Source organism: Gymnodinialimonas sp. JB5-7 (genome assembly GCF_055693405.1).
In genome coordinates this window covers 2,488,156-2,509,126 of sequence record NZ_JBVFUX010000012.1, presented here as the reverse complement: position 1 = coordinate 2,509,126, position 20,971 = coordinate 2,488,156, and the positions used below count along the sequence as shown (strand labels likewise).

The following is a 20,971-nucleotide window of genomic DNA, read 5'->3' as shown; positions in this document are numbered from 1 at the left end:
CCCCGAAATGCAGCACGCAGATCAGGGTGAAGAGGCGGCGGGCCGTGTCATTGTCGACCTCGGCCTTGCCCTCAAGGCGTTCCTGCAGGAGCCGCGCGCCTTCGTTGTGGATGCCGCGGCGGGCCATATCGATGGTCTCGATCTGGTTGGGCGGCAGGGTTTTGACGGCGTTGAAGTACGACTCGCAGATTTGCCAGTAGTCTTTGACAGTTTGACGAAACGGCGCGAGGGACAGGTGGAATTCCGTGGCATCCGCACCGTCCTCTGTATCGATGTCGAAGACCAGCCGCTTTTCACGGATCGCAAGCGTCACGCGGTAGGGGCCATCGGGGGCATCATCGCGGGGGATGGAAAAGGTGTTCTCTTCCAGCAGGTCGAAGATGGCGACCTTGCGTTCCTGTTCGATTTCAGGGGTTGGGGCGGGCAGGCCCTGGGTGTCGATTTCGATGTGGCAGATGTGCATGGTCATTCCCCTTCCCCGCGATTGAGCCGGTCCAGCCGCGCCTGAACGGACGCGCCGTGTGCGCCGAGCCCCTCGGACGTGGCCAGCGTGACGGCGGCGGGGCCGATGGCTTTGAGGGCTTCGGGGGACATTTGGGCAAGTGTGGTGCGTTTCATGAAATCGAGCACATTCAGCCCACTGGAAAAGCGCGCCGAACGGGCGGTGGGCAGCACGTGGTTCGGCCCGCCGATGTAATCACCGATGGCCTCGGGCGTCCATTGGCCAAGGAAAACGGCACCGGCATGGGTGATTTGCGCGAAGAGGGCTTCGGGGTCGGCCACGCAGAGCTCCAGGTGTTCGGGGGCGATGCGGTCGCTGAGGGCGGCGGCCTGATCGAGGGTTTCGGTCACAACGATGGCGCCGTAGTCGCGCCAGCTTGGGCCCGCGATTGCGGCGCGGGGGAGGGTTTCGAGTTGATTGTCCACGGCCTGCGCGACCGCTTGGGCGAAATCGGCATCATCGGTGATGAGGATGCTTTGCGCGCTTTCGTCGTGTTCGGCCTGGCTGAGCAGGTCGGTGGCGATCCAGTCCGGGTCATTGTCGCGGTCCGCAATCACGAGGATCTCAGAAGGACCGGCGATCATGTCGATGCCGACACGCCCAAAGACGCGGCGCTTGGCGGCAGCCACGAAGGCGTTGCCGGGGCCGGTGATCTTGTCGACGGGCTGGATCGTGTCGGTGCCGTAGGCCATGGCGGCAACGGCCTGCGCGCCGCCGATGCGGTAGACCGTATCGACGCCGGAAAGCTGTGCGGCCAGCAGGACCAGAGGGTTTGCGACACCATCGGGCGTAGGCGCGCAGATGACGAGGCGGTCGACGCCCGCGACCTGGGCGGGGATCGCGTTCATCAGAACGCTGGACGGGTAGCTTGCGAGCCCACCCGGCACGTAGAGACCGGCGGCAGAGACTGGCCCCCAGCGCCAGCCAAGCGTTGCGCCATCCGGGTCCGTCCAGCGGGCATCTTCGGGCAGTTGGCGGACGTGGTAGGCGCGGATGCGGTCTGCGGCCAACTCAAGCGCTGCGCGTTCTTCGGCTGGCACTTGCGCCACGGCTTCGGCAATCTCGTCAGATGTGAAGGCCAGAGTCTCGGGCGTCAGGTCGAGGCGGTCGAACTTCGACGTCAGCTCAATCACCGCTGCATCGCCGCGCGCGCGGACATCGGCGATGATGCCAGCGACCACGTCATCGACCTCTGGCGCATCCTCGCGCTTCATATGCAGGAGGGCTTCGAAACGGCTGTCGAAATCTGCGTCTGTGATGTTCAGAAACTGTGGCATTGGCCCCTCCGGCACTTGGTCCCGGCCAGATAGCGCGGGGGGACGGGGCCTCAAGCGGTGAGTGGCTTTGCCATCTCGTGCTGGTCGACCAGCGTGCCGGAATAGTTGAGCGCCTGGGGGATGGTGCCGATATGGGCAAAGCCGGCGGCCTGATAGGCGGCCCGGGCGGCTGGGTTGTTGTCACCCACACTGAGTTCCAGCTGCGTGATGTCGTTTGTGCGCGCATCGTCTTCCAGTGCCGAGAGCAGCGCACCGGCCAGCCCCTGCCCCGCGCCTCGGGCGTGGTATATACCGCAATGACCCCGGCGCGGTGGGCCTGCACGGCACCGGGCTTGCGATACCAGCCAGCCGTGGCCAGTGCACGGCCCCCGCTGACCTGCGCGAAAAGATGGATGTCATCCAGCCAGGCCATGATTTCATCGGGGGTCTTCTCCACCCATTCCGCATGGGTCGAGCCGAAGAATTCAGGGGCCTCTTGCAGCATTTCCAGCCGGATCGTGCGAAATACGCGCCAATCGCCGGGTCCAAGGCGGCGCAGCCCGTCGGAGCCGGGTTCCGGCCTGTCGATGGTCAGGTCACACACCATGAAGAAGTCATCGACATATGCGCCGTCCTGGATCACGGCGCGTGGGGCCTGGCCGCGCACCACAAAGCCGTTGCGGGCGTAGAAATTGCGCGCGCGGCGGTTGGGGCTGGCCACGTAAAGCTCCACCTGTAGCGCGCCGCGAGACCGGGCCAGGTCGCAGGCGAAGGCGAGAAGCGTGTCGGCGGCGTCGGTTCCGTGATGGTCGGGGGCCACGTAGAACGGCCCAAGATGGGAGCGATGTTCGGCCATGGAGAACCCCATCGCGCGCAAGCCCGCAAAGCCGATCAGGCGCTTGCCGTCGAACAGTCCAAGCGCGTTGCCGGACGTGATCCAGCCCAGAAGGTTGGCGTCGCTTTCGCGGGCCTCAGCCTCGGTCAGCAGAAAGGCTTGCGGGAAGCGGCGGATGCCGTCGAGGCGAAGCTCTGCCAGGACGCTCAGGTCTTCAGCCGCGAGCGCCCGGGCCTTCATTGCCCGTGATCCGGTGTTTTGCCCGAGGGCGCGTGATAGGGGCGCGTGACGTCCTTGAGGGTGATCTCCAACGCTTCGACATCCACGGCAATGGCACCGTCCCCGGCAAGGGTCAGCGTCAGGCGACCGGTGCCATCTTCGCCCGGTGCCCATTCCAGGGCGAGGGCCGACAGGATCATGTCCTTGTCGGCGCGGTCGATGCCTTGGGTGGAGACCTTCATCGCGTCTTCCACGGCCAGAACGGCCTGCGTGCGCTGCGGGGCGTCTTTGCTGCCGCGATCTTCCCAGCGGAAGCGGTTGAGCAGGATGGCAAAACGGCGACGGGTGCGATCCCATGTCATCTCGGTGATCGGGAAGACGGCATCCTGAACAAGCGCCGACAGCACGGGCACGTCCGCCGCTTCCAGTGCGCGCAGGGCGACGGGCTTTTCGCCGCCATCCTCAAATCGGGCGTCGTCCGTCATTCCGAGAGCCTTTCGACATTGGCACCCACGCCGCGCAATTTGCGCACCAGATGCTCGTACCCGCGATCAAGGTGGTAGACGCGGTTCACCACGGTCTCCCCCTCGGCGGCCATACCGGCCAGAATCAAACTGACAGACGCGCGCAGGTCGGTGGCCATAACAGGCGCGCCGCGCAGGCTTTCGACGCCCGTGACGCGCGCGGTGTTGCCTTGCACGTCGATATTGGCGCCCATGCGGATCAACTCCGGCGCGTGCATGAAGCGGTTTTCAAAAATGGTTTCCTGCAGCGTGCTCGTGCCCTCGGCAAAGCACATCATCGCCATGAATTGCGCCTGATGGTCCGTCGCGAACCCAGGGAACGGCGCGGTCGTTACGTCGGTGGCCTTCAGCCGTCCGCCCGGGTGACGGACCTTGAGGCCCGTGTCGGTCTGGGTGATCTCAAGCCCGGCTTCTTCCATCTTGACGCAGAGCGCCTCGACCAGATGGCGTTCACCACCGAGGCATTCGACCTCGCCCCCCGCGATACCGGGGGCAACCATGTAGGTCCCAAGCTCGATCCGGTCGGTGATGACGCGGTGGGTGGCGCCGCGCAGGCGGTCGACACCGCGCACGACGATCTGTTCCGTGCCCGCGCCTTCGATATCGGCCCCCATATCAATGAGGCAATCGGCCAGCGCCTTGGTATCTGGCTCGCGCGCCGCGTTCTTGATCACGGTGGTGCCTTTTGCGCGGACGGCGGCGCACATGATGTTTTCGGTGGCACCGACGGAGGGGAACGGGAATTCCACTTCCGTCCCCTTCAGATCACCCGAGGCGTAGACATAGCCGTCTTTGAGTTCGACGGTTGCGCCCATCTTCTCGAGGCCCGTGATGTGGAAATCGACGGCGCGCGCGCCGATGGCGCAGCCGCCCGGCAGGCTGACGATGGCCTCACCCGTGCGGCCGATCAGGGGACCGAGCACATTGAACGAAGCGCGCAGTTTGCGGACGATGTCGTAGTGGGCGAGGTGCGACGTCAGGTTGGTGGCCGACAATGCGAGTGTCTGGCCCTCATTCAGGCGGCCCACTTCGACGCCGAGCGATTCCAGCAGATCGCTGAGCGTGGCGACATCCGACAGGCGCGGCACGTTGGTCAGCGTCAGGGGCTCATCACTCAGCAAGGCCGCGCACATCAGCTTGAGGCAGGTATTCTTCGCGCCCGCGATCGGGATCTGGCCGGAAAGCGGCCCGCTGCCTTTGACGACGATTCTATCCATGTGCCTGCCTCTACTCTTTGCTCTGCCCGTCATCGGACTGCGTCTGCGCGCGGGCCCGGGCCTTTGTCTGCGCCTTGCGCCGGGCCATGTTTGCCTTCAGCGCCGCCTTGAGCCGATCTTCTCGGGTCTTTGGGGCGGGCTTGGCAGGTTGTTTATTGCCTTGGTCGGACGCCATGGAACATGGCTTTACCCCGCCGCGCCGGAAGGGTCCAGATTGCGCTTGCAAGGTGCGACCTGAGACACTAAACCGCCGCCACCTGATCGCTGCTGTAGCTCAGGGGTAGAGCACTCCCTTGGTAAGGGAGAGGTCCGAGGTTCAAATTCTCGTAGCAGCACCAGGATTTCAAACCGCCGCTCGAATTCGCGTGAGCGATCCTGGGTGGTTGAGCGTGTCTGGCAGGTAACCATTGGTTACCCAAGTTGTCGCACGGTTGGGCAGATGCTATTGACAGGCGCGCCACCGCGCCCATATTGGGTACATCCACCTCAAGAGGTAAATCCTCTGAGATAGGGGCCGCGCCGTGAGGTGCGGCTCTTTTTTTCGGGGAGTGGAAGGAGACCGACGTGAAACGAACGATCGTGTATGTTGACGGCTTCAACCTCTACCATGCGATAAACGATCTGCGTGATGACAGTCTCAAGTGGCTCTGCCTAAAGAGCTTGTCTGAGAGCATGCTCCGTAGCGGCGAAGAGCTTCAATCAGTGAAATATTTCTCGGCTTACGCCACTTGGATACCGGACGCACTGCTGCGCCATCGGGCCTACGTTGCAGCACTTAAGGCGGAGGGGGTGAAGTTCATCGAAGGTCAATTCAAGAAGAAATACCTCCGATGCAAGGTCTGCGGAACTCAATATCATACCCACGAAGAGAAAGAGACGGATGTGAACATCGCCATTCATTTGATCCGTGACACTTTTGAAGACTCCTACGATCGAGCGATAATTATTTCGGCCGATACCGACATGAAGAGCGCTGTTGAGATGGCGCGCGGAATTAGTGGAACCAAGACAATTGACGTAGTCGCTCCTCCGAAACGGATGCGCTTTGCGAGATCGCTCAATCCGATATTCGAGATCACGAAAGGCCGGATAAAGAAATGCCGGCTTAAGGATAGCTATCCGCTTGAGAACGGAAAGCTCGTTACCGTGCCAAAGAACTATACCGTGCCAAAAGGACGGTGACCCACCAGCCGGCACCTGTTACCTCGCCAATTTCGCGGATTTCGAAGACAACATCTTGCGGCACGACCACTACAAACACCACCTAAGTCTTTGATTTTTCTGGCTTGTACAAATCACGTACAGCGGACGATTTGAAAGATCGTTAAGTCATTGCATTGTAAGCATTTTTCGGGAAATCTGTCTTCCTTGGTAAGGGAGAGGTCCGGAGTTCAAATCTCCGCAGCAGCACCAGGGATCTTCCGCACAGACCGGCACCGTTCAAGTCAGCGCGAGCCGCATCCGCGTGACACGATCCGCACGAAAACTTTACGCGCGCAAAGATATTTTACTTCTCAGATCGCGCGCCCTGCCCTACGCTCGGCCCCAAGAAACTATCGAGCAAGGTTATGCCGGGCGAGACGATCAGGAATATGGAAGACTTTGCATCCGTCAGCGGGATTTCCCGGCCGACGGTGTCGAAGTATTTCAACAACCCGGACTCGGTTCGGCCCAAGACCCGTGAACGGATTGAGGCCGCGCTCGACCGATACGACTACCGTCCGAACATCTATGCGGTAAACCAGAACCGGCAGCAGACCAAGAATATCGGCATCGTCGTGCCGTTCCTGTCGGACCCGTTTTTCTCGGAGATCGCACGTACGATTGAGACACTCGTCATTGAGGCCGGATTTCGCCCGATCCTGCTCAGCTCACACGGGACGTCTGAGCAGGAAATCGACAATCTCGAAACGCTTCGCTCGGTGAAACCGGCGGGCGTTCTGTTCGCACCGCTTGGGCGGGCGTCGGACAAATTGGCGATCGAGACGTTTTGCAAGAATGTCCCGACCGTTCTGTTCGACAGTAATCTGGACGGCATGGGAGAGGCGTTCATCGGCTCGGACAATGCCAGTTTCGTCAATCAGACGGTGGAATATCTGTGCCGGTCCGGCACCCCGCCCTGCTTCTTCGAAATGCGTACGCCCGCCAACCCCAACGCCAACAAGCGCCGCACCGCCTATATAGAAGCCATGGAGCGGGAGGGGCATGATCCGGTCGTGCACAAGGTGAGCGGCCAGGGCTGGGGGTTTGAGGAGATCGGGCGCGCAGGCGCGCATGCCGCGTTCGACGCGGGTGAGCTGACCAGCGGCACGGTCCTGTGCAGCAACGACCGTCTGGCCATCGGATTTCTGGCGGCGGCGTATGAACGGGCGCTGCGCGTGGGGCGCGGGGAAGAGTGCGATTTGCGAGTCGCCAGCCATGATGACCACCCGTTTTCGCGCTTCACCTGCCCGTCGCTGACGACCGCCGCCCATGATTACAGCGCCGTGGCAGAGCATTCCGTGAAATCCATGTTCGAGCTGATCGAAAGCGGTGGGCATCTAAATGCCCGAGAGGAAACACTTTATCCTGCCCGATTGATCTTGCGGGACTCTGCCTGACCTCTCAAAAATTTACGCGCGTAAAGTTTTTTCTTGACGCGACGCACATTTTTCACGCACCTTGTGAACATCACATCCAACCAGGGAGGATCCGGATGTTTATGAAGACCGTGCTTCGCACGACCAGCGCAATTGCGCTGTGCGCTTCGGCCACTGCGGCATTTGCCGACGGCCACTCGCCCACCATCACCATTGCGACCGTGAACAACGGCGACATGATCCGGATGCAGGGCTACACAGATCAGTTCACCGAAGAAACCGGCATTGCAGTCGAGTGGGTGACACTGGAAGAAAACGTTCTGCGTCAGCGTGTTACGACCGACATCACCACCGAAGGTGGGCAGTTCGACATCATGACCATCGGCATGTACGAAGCTCCGATCTGGGGTTCCAACGGCTGGCTGGTCCCACTGGACAACCTGTCCGCAGAGTACAACGTCGATGACATCCTGCCCGCAATGCGCGGCGGCCTGTCCCACGACGGCACGCTCTATGCAGCACCCTTCTACGGCGAATCGTCGATGGTGATGTACCGCACGGACCTGATGGAGGCGGCTGGCCTGGAAATGCCCGCTGCCCCCACTTGGGAATTCATCCGTGAAGCGGCTGCGGCAATGACCGACCGTGACAACGACATCAACGGCATCTGCCTGCGCGGCAAGCCGGGCTGGGGCGAAGGCGGCGCGTTCATCAACGCGATGGCCAACTCCTTCGGCGCACGCGTGGTTGACGAAGAGTGGAACGCTCAGCTCGACAGCGAAGCCTGGGCCACGACCATCAACTTCTTCAACGACATGATGCAGGAATCCGGCCCCGCCGGCTTCGCGACCAATGGCTTCAACGAGAACCTCTCGCTGTTCAACCAGGGTCTGTGCGGCATGTGGATCGACGCAACGGTGGCAGCATCGTTCGTGACCAACCCCGACGACTCGGAAGTTGCTGACTCGGTTGGCTTCGCGCTGGCACCCGACAACGGCCTCGGCCCGCGTTCGAACTGGCTCTGGGCCTGGGCACTGGCAGTTCCTGCCGGTACGCAGCAGCAGGACGAAGCAATGGCGTTCATCGAGTGGGCCACCGGTACGGCTTACATCGAAATGGTTGCTGAGAACGAAGGTTGGGCCAACGTCCCTCCCGGCGCACGTCAGTCGCTCTACGACAACCCGAACTACGCGGACGTTCCGTTCGCACAGATGACACTCGACTCGATCCTTTCGGCGAACCCGAACGAGCCGACTGTTGACCCTGTGCCGTACACCGGCGTTCAGTTCATGGCGATCCCTGAATTCGCTGGTTTCTGGACCGAAGTGAGCCAGGAATTCTCGAACGCTTACGCCGGCCAGCAGTCCGTCGAAGACGCGCTCGCGAACGCTCAGAACATCGTCAACGAAGCCCTGTCGGCAGCTGGTTACCAGTAAGCCCTGGGCGACATACATCGGAGGGCGGCGGTCGCCGCCGCCTTCCAACCCCAAAAAACTCCAATAAAAGTTCACCCAGCGTTTCAACGGGCCTTGCGCCTGAACGATGAGGATTTGCGTCATGGCAACCCAGAGTTCCCGATCAGCGGCACGCATCATGATGGCCCCGGCAGTTTTCCTGCTCTTGGTCTGGATGCTGGTGCCCCTCTCGCTCACGTTGATCTTGTCGTTCAAGCGGTTCCTGCCCCTGCGTGGGGACCGGATCGGCGAGCGCGGAGATGGCTTCGGCGATTTCCTACTGGACTACATCACCGGATTCCCGACCCTTGACTGGGTTGGTTTTCAAAACTTCGGTGCCTTTGCATCTTCGGGCGCCTTCACGGATGCCGTTATCACCACGCTTGTCATTGTGGGCGGTGTCCTCGCGGTCTCGGTCATCTTCGGCATCCTGTTGGCGATGCTGCTGGACCAACCGATGTGGGGTCAGGGCGTCGTTCGTATCCTCGTCATCGCACCATTCTTCGTGATGCCCACCGTTTCTGCGCTGGTCTGGAAGAACATGTTCATGGATCCCACCAACGGATTGTTCGCCCATCTGTGGCGCGCCTTTGGTGCCGACCCTGTGGTCTGGTTGAGTGACGTGCCGATGTTCTCGCTGATCCTGATTATCTCGTGGCAGTGGCTGCCCTTTGCGACGCTGATCCTTCTGACCGCGTTCCAATCGCTCGATAGCGAACAGTTGGAAGCCGCAGAGATGGACGGCGCTGGCCCCCTTGCCCGCTTCTTCTTTATCGCCCTTCCGCACCTGAGCCGCGCGATCACCATCGTGATCCTGATCCAGACGATCTTCCTGCTGGCTGTGTTTGCGGAAATCTTTGTCACCACCGGCGGCGCCTTCGGGACACGGACGCTCACCTACCTGATCTACCAGCGGGTTCTGGAAAGCCAGAACATCGGCCTGGGATCGGCAGGCGGTGTCTACGCCATCATCCTTGCCAATATCGTTGCCATCTTCCTGATGCGCATCGTCGGCAAGAACCTGGACCGCTGAGGAGGGACTGACCATGGCACGTGCTGTCACGACACAACGCAAGGCCCTGAACACGGCCATCGCCTGGACCATCGGGATCCTGATCTTCTTCCCGATCCTGTGGACCGTTCTGACCTCGTTCAAAACCGAGGCCGAGGCGATCGCCAACCCGCCGGTCTTCCTGTTCTTTGACTGGACGCTGGAGAACTACGGGGTGGTGCAAGAACGCTCGAACTACATGCGGTTCTTGTGGAATTCGGTCATCATCGCCGGTGGCTCGACCATATTGGGCATCATCATCGCCGTGCCTGCGGCGTGGTCCATGGCCTTCGTGCCCTCGCGCCGCACCAAAGACATCCTGTTGTGGATGCTGTCGACGAAGATGCTGCCTGCGGTCGGTGTGCTTTACCCGATCTACCTGCTGTGTATCGAGTTGGGCGTGCTCGACAATCGCTATGCGCTGGTCGTGATCCTGATGCTGATCAACCTGCCGATCATTGTCTGGATGCTTTACACCTACTTCCGTGAAATTCCGGGCGAGATCCTGGAAGCCGCGCGGATGGATGGCGCATCCCTGAAGGACGAGCTGCTTTATGTGCTGACGCCCATGGCCGTTCCCGGCATCGCATCGACCCTGCTGCTGAACTTCATTCTGGCCTGGAACGAAGCGTTCTGGACCCTGAACCTGACCTCGGTCGATGCGGCACCGCTGACAGCCTTTATCGCCAGCTACTCCTCACCCGAGGGTCTGTTCTTCGCCAAGCTATCGGCGGCCTCGACCATGGCCATTGCGCCAATCCTCATCCTTGGCTGGTTCAGCCAGAAACAACTTGTCCGAGGCCTGACCTTCGGCGCCGTTAAGTAAGGAGACGACCCATGGGACGTATCACGCTTCAGAAAGTACAAAAGAAGTTCGGCGACGTTGAAGTCATCCCGCCGCTGGACCTGGAGATCAATGACGGTGAGTTCGTCGTCTTCGTCGGCCCCTCGGGCTGCGGTAAATCCACCCTGCTGCGTTTGATTGCCGGGCTGGAGGATGTGACGGACGGGCAGATCGACATCGATGGCGAAGATGCCACGATGGTGCCGCCCGCCAAGCGCAAGCTGGCCATGGTGTTCCAGAGCTACGCGCTTTACCCGCATATGACGGTGCGCAAGAACATCGCCTTTCCGATGCGGATGGCGAAGATGGATCCGGCCGAGCAGAACCGGCGCATCGAGAATGCGGCCGCCGCCCTGAACCTGACCGACTATCTGGATCGCCGCCCCGGGCAATTGTCCGGTGGTCAGCGCCAGCGTGTCGCCATTGGCCGCGCGATTGTGCGCGAACCGGCGGCGTTCCTGTTTGACGAGCCGCTGTCGAACCTCGACGCTGCGTTGCGTGTTGGGATGCGGATGGAAATCAGCGAGCTGCACAAAAAGCTCGACACCACAATGATTTACGTGACCCACGACCAGGTTGAAGCCATGACAATGGCCGACAAGATCGTGGTGTTGCGGGCGGGCCATATCGAGCAGGTCGGATCGCCACTGGAACTGTACCGGACCCCGCGCAACACCTTTGTTGCGGGCTTCATCGGGTCGCCCAAGATGAACCTCATCGAAGGCGCCGCCGCAGCGGAGCACAACGCCCAGACCATCGGCATCCGGCCGGAACATCTCGACGTATCGACAACTGCCGGACAATGGCAGGGAACGGTCGGCGTGGCCGAGCATCTGGGGTCTGACACCTTCATCCACGTCCACGGCGTCGCGGGCTGTGACCCGATGACGGTGCGGGCCGGAGGGGATGTGGACGTCAAACATGGCGACACGATCTACCTGACGCCGCAGGCCGAGCATCTGCACCGTTTCGATACGCAAGGACTGCGCATCGCATGACAAGACTGGCCGGCAAATGCGCGTTGATCACCGGTGCCGCACGCGGCATCGGACGTGCGTTTGCCGAGGCCTATTTGCGCGAAGGCGCGCGCGTCATTATCGCGGACATTGACGCGAAACGCGCGTCCGAAACTGCCATGGAGCTGGATCCGGACAACGCGCTTGTCGGTCGAGATGGACGTCACCAGCATTTCCAGCATCGAGGATGCGTTGGGTGCCGCGGAAAGCTACGGTTTCGCGCCGATAGATATCCTGATCAACAATGCCGCCATTTTCACGGCGGCCCCGTTGGTCGAGATCACCGAGACTGATTACACCCGCTGCTTTGACATCAACGTCAAAGGCACGCTTTTCACGATGCAGGCCGTCGCCAGGCACATGATTGCGCGCGGCAAAGGCGGCAAGATCATCAATATGGCCAGCCAGGCGGGCCGCCGCGGCGAGCCATTGGTCGGCGTCTATTGTGCCACGAAGGCGGCCGTCATCAGCGTGACGCAGTCGGCGGGCCTGAACCTGATCGAACACGGGATCAACGTGAACGCCATCGCGCCAGGTGTGGTCGATGGCGAACACTGGGACGGCGTCGACGCATTTTTCGCAAAATACGAGAACAAGGCCCCCGGCCAGAAGAAGCGCGAAGTGGGCGAAGCGGTCCCGTTCGGGCGCATGGGGGTTGCCGAAGATCTGACCGGCATGGCCGTCTTCCTTGCGACGTCCGAGGCCGACTATATCGTCAGCCAATGCTTTAACGTGGATGGCGGACAATGGATGAGCTGATGAAAGACCTGACCCCTGCCCTTCCCCTGTCCCTTGAAACGCTTGGGGCCTTACCGTCTGACATCGACGTGCCTAATTACACGCGCGCGGACCTGTCGCCGGGGATCGTTCATATCGGATTGGGCAATTTTCACCGGGCGCATCAGGCCTGGTATCTGCATCGCTTGATGCAGCAGGGACAGGCATTGGATTGGGCGATCATCGGCGCAGGCGTGCGCCCCTATGATGCCGCGATGCGCGAACGGCTTTTGGGGCAGGATTGCCTGACGACCTTGATTGAGCTGTCACCGACATCCTCCAAGGCCGAAGTCACGGGGGCGATGATCGACTATCTGCCGATCAAAGACGGAAACGGCGCCCTGATCGCACAAATGGCCGACCCCGCGATCCGCATTGTATCGCTGACGGTGACCGAAGGCGGCTACTACCTGAACCCTGTCACCGGCGGGTTCGATGCAGCCCATCCGGACATCGCCCATGATGCCGCCGTTCCGCGAGCGCCGGTGACGGCATTTGGGGCTATGGTTGAAGCCCTCCGCCTGCGCCGTGACGCAGGCCATGGGCCCTTCACCGGCCAAAGCTGTGACAACCTGCAGGGCAATGGCGTGATCCTGCGGCAGACCATTGTGGGCCTTGCCCGCCTGTCCGATCCGGACCTGGCGGATTGGATCGACGCCAATGTCAGCTTCCCAAATTCCATGGTCGACTCGATTGTGCCGGCCACCGGCCCGGACGAACTGGCGCTGGCGCAGAGTTTTGGGGTGCAGGACGCGGCCCCTGTCACCCATGAGAATTACCGCCAGTGGGTCATCGAAGATGCCTTCTGCGCGGGGCGCCCCCGTTGGGAGGACGTGGGCGCAACCATTACCCCGGAGGTGCACGCCTATGAGGCGATGAAGATCCGCATCCTGAACGCGGGCCATCAGGTTCTGGCCAATGCAGGTGAGCTGCTCGGGTGCGAGACGATTGCCGACTGCATGAATGATGCCGATATCGCGCCCTTCTGGCGCAAGGTCGAGGCCGACGGGATCGCACCATATGTCGACCCCGTCCCCGGCATGACCCCTGCTGCTTATGTCGAGTTAATTGAGCGCCGCTTTGCGAACCCTGCCATCAAGGACACCACGCGGCGCGTCGCGTTTGACGGATCTTCCCGCCATACGGGGTTCGTGTTGCCAATCCTGCGCGAAGCAATTGCAGCCGGGCAATCGGTTGAGGCGCTGGCGCTGGTGGAGGCGCTATGGGCACGCATGTGCTTTGGCACCCGCGACGATGGCTCAGCCATTGAGCCGAACGATCCAGCCTGGGACGCGTTGACTGCCGCAGCCATTGCCGCAAAAGACCGCCCTGCGGATTGGCTGGCACAGCAAAATATCTACGGTGAACTCGCAGATCACGCTGATTTCGCAACCGCGTTTGAGCACTGGCTTGCAAAGATCTGGGCCGATGGCACCCGCGCCACGCTGAAGGCTTTTGCCGCCTGACCCTTTGATGATGGAACGGATTTTCGCGCAGAGAGGGCGCTTGGCGCTCTCTTGACCGGCCTGTCTCACCCTTTAGTATGTATACTTACGAAAGGGTGAGATCATGCGCGATCCGATACTGATCGCTGGTGGCGGCATTGGCGGCTTGGCGGCTGCGGCAGCGCTGGCTGGCAAAGGGATACGTTCGGTCGTGGTGGAACAATCCAGCCGATTGGGGGAGATCGGGGCGGGCATCCAGATTGGTCCAAACGGTTTTCACTGTTTCGATGCACTGGGGATTGGCCCGCAGATGCGCAAGACAGCCGTTTTCATCGACGCCTTGCGCCTGATGGATGCCCAAACCGCGGAAGAGATCACGCGCATTCCCCTGGAAGAGGATTTCCGCACGCATTTCGGCAACCCCTATGCCGTGGTGCATCGGGCGGAACTGCACCAGCTTTTGCTGGAGCGCTGCCGGGACAGCGGGCTGGTCGATATCCGCACGCAGCATGCGGTGACGGGTTATTCCCAGGATGGCGCAACCGTGACGCTGCATATCCGCGACCAGCCGGATGTCACTGGCGCCGCGCTTATCGGGGCTGAGGGGCTGCGATCCCCGATCCGGGCGCAGATGTTGTCAGATGGGGAACCCGTGGTGTCCGGCCACACCACCTATCGCTCCGTCATCCCGCGGGAGGTCATGCCAGAAGATCTGCGGATGAATGCCGCGACCCTTTGGGCCGGGCCGAAGTGCCATATCGTGCATTACCCGTTGAAGGGTGGTACCGTGTTCAATCTGGTCGTCACCTATCACCGGGACGTGGACGAGGCCGTCTCGGGCCGCCCGGTGACCCATGAGGAGGTCGCCGTCGGGTTCGAGCATGTCCATCCGACCGCCCGCGCCGTCATCGAACATGGCCGCGATTGGAAGCTGTGGGTCCTGTGTGACCGCGAGCCGGTAAGCCGCTGGACGGACGGACGCGTGGCGCTTCTGGGCGATGCCGCTCACCCGATGCTGCAATACTTCGCACAAGGCGCCTGCATGGCGATGGAGGACGGCGTCGCGCTGGCCGCGGCACTGGACGGCGCCAAGGATGTGGAGGCCGCCCTGCTGCACTATCAGTCCATGCGCGCGACGCGCACGGCGCGGGTGCAGATGAATTCCCGCCTGATCGGCGACTATATCTACCACCCCGATGACGCCAAGGCCGCCGTCCGCAACGAGGTGATGCAAGCCATGGGCCCGCAAGACTGGTATGATCAACTGACGTGGATCTACCGCTCAAACGGATTGCCAGCGGATATGGGAGGGATCGCGCCATGACAGAGGAAACGCACGACACCGTGGCGCACGGGATGCAGCCCGAGGACAGCCCGGAACTGCGCGCGCTTTATGAAGGCTTCGCCGCCCAATCGCTGATCCCGCTTTGGACGCAATTGGGGGATCTGATGCCGATGTCCCCTGCCCCAAAGCCGTGCCGCATGTGTGGAAATGGGCAGATCTGCTGCCCCTTGCGGAAGCCTCAGGCGCGTTGGTGCCGGTGGGGCGTGGCGGGGAACGCCGCGCCATTGGTCTGGCCAATCCGGGGCTGGCACCGAACGCCTACATCTCCCCCACGCTCTGGTGCGCGATCCAATATCTCGGCCCGCGTGAGACGGCGCCGGAACACCGCCATGCCCAGAACGCATTCCGCTTTGTCGTGGAAGGCGAAGGGGTCTGGACGGTTGTGGATGGCGATCCGGTTCGGATGTCCCGTGGCGATCTGTTGCTGACGCCCGGCTGGCGTTTTCACGGGCATCACAATGACCGCGACGCGCCCATGGCGTGGATCGATGGGCTGGATATTCCCTTTTCCCAACAGATGGATGTTGGGTTCTTTGAGTTCGGGTCCGAGCGGGTCACGGACTATGCCACGCCCAACTTTTCGCGCGGCGAACGGCTTTGGGCGCATCCCGGCTTGCGGCCGCTTTCAGGCTTGCAGGATACCGTGGCCTCGCCCCTGTGTGCCTTCCGTTGGGAACATACGGACCGCGCCCTGACCGAGCAGCTTTTGCTGGAGGATGAGGGGCAGCCTGCCACCGTCGAGCAGGGGCATGCCGCGATCCGCTACACCAACCCGACCACGGGCGGAGACGTCATGCCGACGATCCGTTGCGAATTCCACCGCCTGCGCGAAGGATGCGAAACGCCACAACGCCAAGAGGTCGGCGCAACGGTCTTCCAGGTCTTTGAAGGGCGGGGCGCGGTCGTGATGGGCGGCGTGGAACACCGGCTGGAGAAAGGCGATTTGTTCACCATCCCCTCGTGGGTGCCATGGCAGCTTCAGGCGGAGACGCAATTCGATCTTTTCCGCTTCTCCGACGCGCCGATCATGGAGCGGCTTGCCTTCATGCGCACCCATGTCGACGGACGCTGACCGCGCCGCATTGAAGGCGCGGCAAGGCGTTGGCGCGCGGTATGACGCGCCGGAAGCCCCGTCTGAGACCTTGCTGTTGGCACGGCGTGGCACGGCCTATTTTGCGCGTGTTCTGAATGGCTTGACGGATGATGAGCTGATGGTGGCTGAGCGTGCAGGGGCCGTTGCGGAAACGGGCTATCACGCCCGTGGGTTGGCTGAGGCGTTAGCCAGATTGCGCACAGGTCAGCCGCCGGATCCGCCGCGCGTGGCAAAAGACGCGGCAAGCCTGCCAGCGCGGGCGCTGCGTGGGCTGTTTCAGCACTCTGCCGTGCATCTGGACGTGGAATGGCGTGATTTGCCGGGCGCATTTTGGGACGTGCGCGTCCCATATTTTGCTGTTGAGGCGTTTCAGACGCCATTGCTGCGCGCAGAGTTTGTGTGGCGCGCTGCGATCCGGATCGGTGGCCGTAGCCGGGACCTGCCTGCTGAATTGCGTTAATCCGACAGGCAGCCATCCGGGCCAACCACGCGCGGGCCAAGGATTGCGCGCGCATGGGCGATGGATGCGCCGCCATTGGGCAAGACCGCCGCCGGCGAGACTGCGACCCCACTTTGAGCGAACCGTTCGACCCGGGTTGGCAGGTGGCGGGCATTCACCGCGACCGTGCGCCCGGCTTCATCTTGGGAAAGGTCGAGATAAAGGATCGCGCCCGTGCGCCGTGGCAGCGCCCATTGGCTGGAGATCAGATTGCCCAGTGAATAGGCGACCGGCACCTGCCGTCCGTCGCGGGTGATCAGCAATTCGATAGGTTGCAAGACATGTGGATGCGCGCCCACTATTGCCGTGGCCCCGGCCTCCGCTGCGGCCTGTGCCAGACGGCCCTGTCGTGCTGTTGGGCGGGAAGAATACTCGGTTCCCCAATGCGGAAGCAGGATAACAGCGTCAATTCCAGGCGTGTTGGACAGACTTTGGATAAGGTTGGGGATAGACGGGCGATTTCCATAACATCCGAGCACCTGATTGCGTCCATTCGTCAAGCCATTGGTTGAGTATGTGCAAGACAGAAAAGCAACCGACCTGCCCGAAACCTGCCGCGTGATGTGCCAAACAGGCTCTGATCCACGCTGGATCGTGCCCGTTGCGGGCAATCCGGCCTCCGCCAAGGCCTGAAGCGTCAGATCGACGCCAAGGGCGCCGCGATCCAGGGCGTGATTGTTCGCGGTCTGGACCACATCCACCCCGGCATTGCGCAGAACGCCGGCGATGGAGGGATGGTAGTTGAACCTGGGAAACCCGGTATGGGCCCGGGCGTCGTAGAGCGTTCCGGGATCGGCGATGGCCCGGTTTCCCAGGCCGATATTGCGCGCCGCAGGCCCCTCAAGGTTCACGACCGTCGCCTCGGCGCGCGACAGGGCCGCGGTGATGGGGGCAAAGGCGGGTGCGAACCCTTCGGCCCGCCCGGCCGCGTCAGACTGGATCAGCGAATGCAGCAGCACGTCGCCCGCAAAGGCCAGATCTGGCCGTGCGCACGACCCGCCGCTTGGTCCTGCGGGTGTGCAGGACGTAATCAGCATAGCCGAAAGCACATGAAGACTGCGCTGGAACCACCTGTTTTGAAACAGCAAACCCGTTCGCCTGATTGTGGATAACCCATCCACCAAAGCGGAGCGGCAGGTGGTCTGTCAATCGGCAGGCAGCGGGTCTTTCAGCCAGCCGTCACCCAGACGCAACGCGCCGCACCCGCCAAAACGGGCCGCGCGCTCAAGCTCAGCAGTCAGCCGCGCGACCCTGCCCTGCCCCATCCGGACCTTGGCCTCGGGCCAGAACGCGCGCACCGACAGCACCTCGCCTTCGCGCGCCATGTCGATCCGTCCGATCAGGCGCGTGCCTTCCATCACCGGAAACACGTAGTATCCGTAGCGGCGTTTGAGGGCGGGCACGAAGATCTCGATCCGGTAGTGAAACCCGAAAAGCCGTTCCGCGCGGTTACGGTCCCGTAAGGCCGGATCGAAGGGCGAAAGCACCCGAACACGCGGGCTTGGCTCTGGCAGATCGTCCAGCCGCGCCTCCACATCCGGCCATGCGATGGAGCGGCGCAAGCGACCGTCCACACATGTCACATCCACCTCGATCACCCGCCCGTCCGCCAAGGCGCGCGCCACCCAAGCCTTTGCGTCCTGCGGGCGGACAAGGTCAAAGAAGGCGGCCAGTTCGCCGCTGGTGGCGAAGCCCAAACGGTCAAGCGCCGCCGAACAGCCCCAGTCGATGATCTCTTCATCCGTCAGGCGCGCATTCAGTTGTTCCGGTGGGATTACCCGCTCGGACAGATCATAGAATTTGCGGAAGCCCTGCCGTTTGGTGACCGCCAGATCGCCTGCGCGCCACAGATATTCCAACGCCACTTTCGAGGGGCGCCAATCCCACCAACCTGTTGATTTCTCGGCCTCATCTTCAGCTAGATCCGTCGTGCAGCACGGGCCGTTGTCAGCGACATGGGCCAGCACCTTGTCGATTTCGGAATGAAATCCCTGCCCATGCCAATCCTTCCAGCGCCCGTGCAGGCGGGCGCGATCGCGGTCAAACCGCATCCGCCACATCGGGTAGAAGTCCATCGGGATTTTGGAGGCGTCGTGCGTCCAATGTTCAAACGTGGCGCGGCCCCGGTCGTTGATCCAGCGCAGGCTTTCGGGGCGATATGTCTGCCGGCGCGACCAAAGGATCAGGTCATGCGCGCGGGCGAAGGTGTTGACACTGTCGACCTGCACAAAGCCCAATCGGTGCACCAATTCGGCCAGCGCCGCCCCTTGGCCGGACCTGCGGGCGGCTCCAGCAAGGCATGGCGGTGCAGGAACAGCCGCCGCGCCTGATCATTGCTAAGGGTAAGGGCCATTCAAGCGGCGTCGTGCCAATCCCAGGGGCGCGTAAACTCACCCAAGACCGTCTTCACGCCCTCTTCATCCGCCTCGCCGTTGCGCGCGATATGCGCCACCAGCCCACGCTTCTTGTCCTCCGTCACCGAAACGACGCGCGCGGAATGCCCGGCCTTGTCGAGTGCCGCGTTGTAAATGCGGGTGATGGCCCGTTTGCGCAGGTCTGGCTTGAATACCTTTCCAACCGCCGTCTTCGGCAATTCATCCAATACTTCCAGATGCTTGGGGATCGCCGCCCGTTCGTGGATATGCTCGGACGCATAGGCCATAAGGTCAGCCTCGGTCACATCTGCGCCGTCTACCAGCTCGACATAGACACACGGCAATTCCCCGGCAAAGGCATCGGGCTGACCGATGGCCCCGGCGAAGGCCACGGCCTCATGCCCCGCGAGCGCCTCTTCGATCTCGGCAGGGTCAATGTTGTGGCCCCCGCGGATGATCAGGTCCTTGGCGCGGCCCGTGATCCAGAGATAGCCGTCTTCATCAATCCGGCCCAGATCGCCGGTGCGCAGATAGTCGTCGTAGTAGAACAGGTCCTTGTTCTTTTCGGTCTCCGTATAGGTATTCCCGGCAAACACACCGGGGTTCGAGATGCAGATTTCGCCCACGGTGTCAGGCCCGCACTCGGTGGGTCCAGCCGGCGTCTCGCAGACGATTTTGACGTCCGTGTGCGGGAACGGCACTCCGATGGAGCCGATTTTCTTCTCCCCTCCACGGGGTTGCACGACACAAGGCAGGTCGCCTCGGTCAAGCCATAGCCCTCGATCAGGGTCACGCCCGTGGCTTTCTCAAACCTGTTGAAAAGCTCGACCGGCAGAGGTGCAGAGCCCGAGAATGCCGTCTTGACCGAGGAGACATCGGCATTCACCGGGCGTTGCATCATGGCCGAGATCGCGGTGGGCACGGTGATGATGAAACTGATCTGCCAGCGTTCCACCAACTTCCAGAAATTGTCGAACACGCCGTCGCCGCGATAGCCCTGCGGCGTCGGGAAGACGACATGCGCGCCCGACGCGACCGAGGCCATCAGGATCACATGGCAGGCAAAGACATGGAACAGCGGCAGGGGGCAGATGATATTGTCCTGCTCGGTGAACAGAAGCGTATGGCCGATCCAGCCATTGTAGATCATGCCGGAATATTTGTGCTGCGCGACCTTCGGCATGCCCGTGGTGCCGCCGGTGTGGAAGTAGCAGGCGACGCGGTCCTCCTTGGGATCGTCGAACGCCAGCGTGGTGGGCTGCTTCGCGCATTCGGCGTTGAACCCCATCACGCGCGCGCTGTGCGCGACCGGGTTCTTGGGCCGGATCAGGGGCACGATGAACTTCTTCAGGCCCGGTCAGGTAACGCAGCAGATCCACTTCCAGCACGGTCTGCACATTTGGCGCGTGGGTCAGGGCCTCTGCCACCTTCTGCGCCACGTCCGTCTTGGGGAAGGCCTTGAGCGTGACGACAACTTTTGCGTTTGTTTCCCGAAGGATGGAGCCGATCTGCTCGGCCTCCAGCAGCGGGTTGATCGGGTTGACGATGCCCGCGACGGCACCGCCCAAAAGGGTCACGGCGGTCTCGTTACAATTGGGAAGGATATACGCGATCGTGTCGTTCGGTCCGACACCCAGCGACCGGAACAGGTTCGCGGCCTGCGTCACCTGGGCGTGGAATTCATTCCAGGTCAGCGTTTCTGCATGGTCGGTCGGGCCGGACAAAAGCTGGAAGGTGATCGCGTTCAGGGGCCCATGGGCATCCTTCGTCTTGGTCAACAGCTCATACAGCGTCGTCGCTGGCTGGCTTTGTGGCCAAGGCTGCTCGCGCTCAAGCACCTTGATGTCGTCCAGCGTGGCAAACCGTCCCATCGCGTCCTCCCTTCTCTCCCTGTGGGCGCCGTTGGGCGGCGCCTCGTCCGGGGAGCATCGGGGAAAGTC

At 62.0% G+C, this 20,971-nt stretch carries 16 protein-coding genes, 1 tRNA gene and 4 pseudogenes; 13 read left to right on the top strand and 8 right to left on the bottom strand.

The window, feature by feature from the left end:
* Position 1: 1 nt before the first annotated feature.
* From ACZ1HK_RS21490 to murA, 5 genes and pseudogenes are all read right to left on the bottom strand, one after another.
* Positions 2-469: pseudogene (locus ACZ1HK_RS21490) on the bottom strand (UPF0262 family protein); the annotation flags it as partial.
* Positions 466-1,779, bottom strand: a complete 1,314-nt coding sequence (gene hisD / locus ACZ1HK_RS21485) for a histidinol dehydrogenase (protein ID WP_472630402.1) — start codon at positions 1,777-1,779, stop codon at positions 466-468. The pseudogene ACZ1HK_RS21490 and the gene hisD, both read right to left, overlap by 4 nt.
* On the bottom strand, positions 1,685-2,833 hold the full coding sequence (locus ACZ1HK_RS21480) for a GNAT family N-acetyltransferase (RefSeq protein WP_472630401.1): 1,149 nt from the start codon (positions 2,831-2,833) through the stop codon (positions 1,685-1,687). Before ACZ1HK_RS21480 ends, hisD begins: the two co-directional genes overlap by 95 nt.
* Positions 2,830-3,297, bottom strand: a complete 468-nt coding sequence (locus tag ACZ1HK_RS21475) for a DUF2948 family protein (RefSeq protein ID WP_472630400.1) — start codon at positions 3,295-3,297, stop codon at positions 2,830-2,832. Before ACZ1HK_RS21475 ends, ACZ1HK_RS21480 begins: the two co-directional genes overlap by 4 nt.
* Complete coding sequence (gene murA / locus ACZ1HK_RS21470; protein WP_472630399.1) at positions 3,294-4,553, bottom strand: UDP-N-acetylglucosamine 1-carboxyvinyltransferase; 1,260 nt, start codon at positions 4,551-4,553, stop codon at positions 3,294-3,296. Before murA ends, ACZ1HK_RS21475 begins: the two co-directional genes overlap by 4 nt.
* Here murA and ACZ1HK_RS21465 point away from each other — a divergent pair.
* The 13 genes and pseudogenes from ACZ1HK_RS21465 (at position 4,552) to ACZ1HK_RS21405 (ending at position 16,617) form a co-directional block, all read left to right on the top strand.
* A complete protein-coding gene (locus tag ACZ1HK_RS21465) occupies positions 4,552-4,791 on the top strand; it encodes a hypothetical protein (protein ID WP_472630934.1) in 240 nt (79 codons plus the stop codon). The two genes, murA and ACZ1HK_RS21465, sit on opposite strands and share 2 nt — an antisense overlap.
* A gap of 25 nt (positions 4,792-4,816) precedes the next feature.
* Positions 4,817-4,891, top strand: a tRNA-Thr gene (locus ACZ1HK_RS21460).
* Positions 4,892-5,117: 226 nt separating this feature from the next.
* Positions 5,118-5,735: an NYN domain-containing protein gene (locus ACZ1HK_RS21455; RefSeq protein ID WP_472630398.1), complete on the top strand. Its 618-nt coding sequence runs from the start codon at positions 5,118-5,120 to the stop codon at positions 5,733-5,735.
* Positions 5,736-6,121: 386 nt separating this feature from the next.
* Positions 6,122-7,153, top strand: coding sequence for a LacI family DNA-binding transcriptional regulator (locus tag ACZ1HK_RS21450; RefSeq protein ID WP_472630397.1), 1,032 nt, complete (start codon positions 6,122-6,124; stop codon positions 7,151-7,153).
* A gap of 95 nt (positions 7,154-7,248) precedes the next feature.
* Positions 7,249-8,568: an ABC transporter substrate-binding protein gene (locus ACZ1HK_RS21445; protein WP_472630396.1), complete on the top strand. Its 1,320-nt coding sequence runs from the start codon at positions 7,249-7,251 to the stop codon at positions 8,566-8,568.
* 121 nt (positions 8,569-8,689) lie between these two features.
* A complete protein-coding gene (locus tag ACZ1HK_RS21440; protein WP_472630395.1) occupies positions 8,690-9,619 on the top strand; it encodes a carbohydrate ABC transporter permease in 930 nt (309 codons plus the stop codon).
* 13 nt (positions 9,620-9,632) lie between these two features.
* A complete protein-coding gene (locus ACZ1HK_RS21435) occupies positions 9,633-10,463 on the top strand; it encodes a carbohydrate ABC transporter permease (RefSeq protein WP_368474467.1) in 831 nt (276 codons plus the stop codon).
* An 11-nt stretch (positions 10,464-10,474) separates the two neighbouring features.
* Positions 10,475-11,479 (top strand): ABC transporter ATP-binding protein, encoded by a 1,005-nt coding sequence (locus ACZ1HK_RS21430; protein WP_472630394.1) that lies wholly within the window; start codon positions 10,475-10,477, stop codon positions 11,477-11,479.
* Positions 11,476-12,256, top strand: a pseudogene (locus tag ACZ1HK_RS21425) (L-iditol 2-dehydrogenase). Before ACZ1HK_RS21430 ends, ACZ1HK_RS21425 begins: the two are co-directional and overlap by 4 nt.
* Positions 12,256-13,740 (top strand): mannitol dehydrogenase family protein, encoded by a 1,485-nt coding sequence (locus tag ACZ1HK_RS21420; RefSeq protein ID WP_472630393.1) that lies wholly within the window; start codon positions 12,256-12,258, stop codon positions 13,738-13,740. The pseudogene ACZ1HK_RS21425 and the gene ACZ1HK_RS21420 overlap by 1 nt, the downstream one beginning before the upstream one ends.
* A gap of 103 nt (positions 13,741-13,843) precedes the next feature.
* Positions 13,844-15,043, top strand: coding sequence for a 3-hydroxybenzoate 6-monooxygenase (locus tag ACZ1HK_RS21415; RefSeq protein ID WP_472630392.1), 1,200 nt, complete (start codon positions 13,844-13,846; stop codon positions 15,041-15,043).
* A 160-nt stretch (positions 15,044-15,203) separates the two neighbouring features.
* Positions 15,204-16,136: a cupin domain-containing protein gene (locus ACZ1HK_RS21410; RefSeq protein ID WP_472630391.1), complete on the top strand. Its 933-nt coding sequence runs from the start codon at positions 15,204-15,206 to the stop codon at positions 16,134-16,136.
* On the top strand, positions 16,120-16,617 hold the full coding sequence (locus tag ACZ1HK_RS21405; protein WP_472630390.1) for a DinB family protein: 498 nt from the start codon (positions 16,120-16,122) through the stop codon (positions 16,615-16,617). The genes ACZ1HK_RS21410 and ACZ1HK_RS21405 overlap by 17 nt, the downstream gene beginning before the upstream one ends.
* Here ACZ1HK_RS21405 and ACZ1HK_RS21400 read toward each other — a convergent pair.
* The 3 genes and pseudogenes from ACZ1HK_RS21400 to ACZ1HK_RS21390 all read right to left on the bottom strand — a co-directional run bounded on the left by ACZ1HK_RS21400 (position 16,614) and on the right by ACZ1HK_RS21390 (position 20,902).
* The gene (locus ACZ1HK_RS21400; protein WP_472630389.1) at positions 16,614-17,693 is read right to left on the bottom strand and encodes a CapA family protein; all 1,080 of its coding nucleotides are present in this window, start codon (positions 17,691-17,693) and stop codon (positions 16,614-16,616) included. The two genes, ACZ1HK_RS21405 and ACZ1HK_RS21400, sit on opposite strands and share 4 nt — an antisense overlap.
* Positions 17,694-17,801: 108 nt before the next feature.
* Positions 17,802-19,009, bottom strand: a pseudogene (locus ACZ1HK_RS21395) (winged helix-turn-helix domain-containing protein).
* Positions 19,010-20,902, bottom strand: a pseudogene (locus ACZ1HK_RS21390) (acyl-CoA synthetase).
* Between the last annotated feature and the right edge of the window lie 69 nt (positions 20,903-20,971).